Origin of the sequence: Streptomyces yerevanensis, assembly GCF_000716805.1 — a bacterium.
GTDB classification, from domain to species: Bacteria; Actinomycetota; Actinomycetes; order Streptomycetales; family Streptomycetaceae; genus Streptomyces; species Streptomyces flaveus.
This window is the reverse complement of the sequence record NZ_JNWJ01000188.1, coordinates 1-1,319: the sequence shown is the minus strand read 5'-3', so window position 1 is coordinate 1,319 and position 1,319 is coordinate 1. Positions and strand designations below refer to the sequence as shown.

1 protein-coding gene and 2 pseudogenes are annotated in these 1,319 nt (G+C 65.1%); 2 read left to right on the top strand and 1 reads right to left on the bottom strand.

Annotated elements, in window-relative coordinates:
• Positions 1–162, bottom strand: a pseudogene (locus OP79_RS53525) (helix-turn-helix domain-containing protein); the annotation flags it as partial.
• A gap of 527 nt (positions 163–689) precedes the next feature.
• Here OP79_RS53525 and OP79_RS58845 point away from each other — a divergent pair.
• Both OP79_RS58845 and OP79_RS48960 read left to right on the top strand, forming a co-directional pair.
• The gene (locus tag OP79_RS58845; RefSeq protein WP_078492543.1) at positions 690–1,094 is read left to right on the top strand and encodes a transposase; all 405 of its coding nucleotides are present in this window, start codon (positions 690–692) and stop codon (positions 1,092–1,094) included.
• Between the two features lie 63 nt (positions 1,095–1,157).
• Positions 1,158–1,319 (top strand): annotated as a pseudogene (locus OP79_RS48960) (helix-turn-helix domain-containing protein); the annotation flags it as partial.

The following is a 1,319-nucleotide window of genomic DNA, read 5'->3' as shown; positions in this document are numbered from 1 at the left end:
GATCCGGCTGTAGTAGTCGACCGACATGCCGGCCAGCGCGGCCACCTCTTCACGCCTGAGCCCACCGGTACGACGCCGAGAGCCGCGGGGAAGCCCGACATCCTCCGGTTGCAGCACCTCCCGGCGTGCCCGGAGAAAATCGGCCAACAATGCCCGGTCCATCTCAACCTCCGCGAAGGAGACGCATCCGGGTCGCCGTACTGATGGAAACGCACTGCCTTCATGTGTCTTTTCTGCTTTCGCCCGAGAGGTCGCGGTGGCGTCGCTTCGCACGCGAAGCAAGGCATGGTCTCTGTGGCGCCGGGTGCATCCGCAGGCTGTTGATCGTTGACGGTTGAAGTGCAGCCAAGGATAGGCGCAGCCGTGCGAGGAAAGCGTGTACTTGTGCGACATCAGATGGGATTCCGGCGACATCTTCAGGGAGACCTGTACCCCTGCCGGAATTCAGCGCTTCCACGGCCGACGGCTTCCAGGGAACGATGCGCTCGGTGACCCTGCAGGACACCGCCGTCAACGAACTCTGGGGCTCCTCCCCGTGAGCACCCGCGCAGTCGGGAGACATGAGCACGATGAGATCAGGTTGTACGTCGGGCTGCGCGGCGCAGTGGCTCTGCAGGACCCACACGATCAGGGCGGTGACGCGTACGTCTCGGCCGGCACCTACTTCATGCACCACGTCGTGACGGAGAATCACTCCACACCACGCCCGAGATCGGCACCCGCATCTTCATCTTTCCCGGCGATGCCCTGCGCTCCCTGGTCGCCGGGAAAACCACGCGACGCCGGGCAGGCCAACTCGCCAGCACTATACGCCGCAGTTCAAGGCGGACGCAGTCGCGCTGTACAGGTCGCGGCCCGAGGCGACGATCCGGCAGGTCACTGCCGGTCTGGGGGTCAACCCCGAGACCTTGCGTGACTGGGTTGGGGCAGCTGGCGCGAGCCGGCCGCGGGGACACCGGGCGGAGGTGCCGACCGAGCCGCCGACACCATTGGAGACGGAGAACGCCGTTCTGTGCCAGAAGACGTTGTGTGAGGACCAGCGACTCATCCCTCCCCATCGTGTGGTTTGCCACGGACAACTTGTCCGTGGATAAGTACGGCCTTCATCCGGGTTGTGGTTCACGCGATGCTTGATCAGTCGAAAACGGGAGGTTGAGATGGACCGGGCATTGCTGGCCGATTTTCTCCGGGCACGCCGGGAGGTGCTGCAACCGGAGGACGTCGGGCTTCCCCGCGGCTCTCGGCGTCGTACCGGTGGGCTCAGGCGTGAAGAGGTGGCCGCGCTGGCCGGCATGTCGGTCGACTACTACAGCCGGATC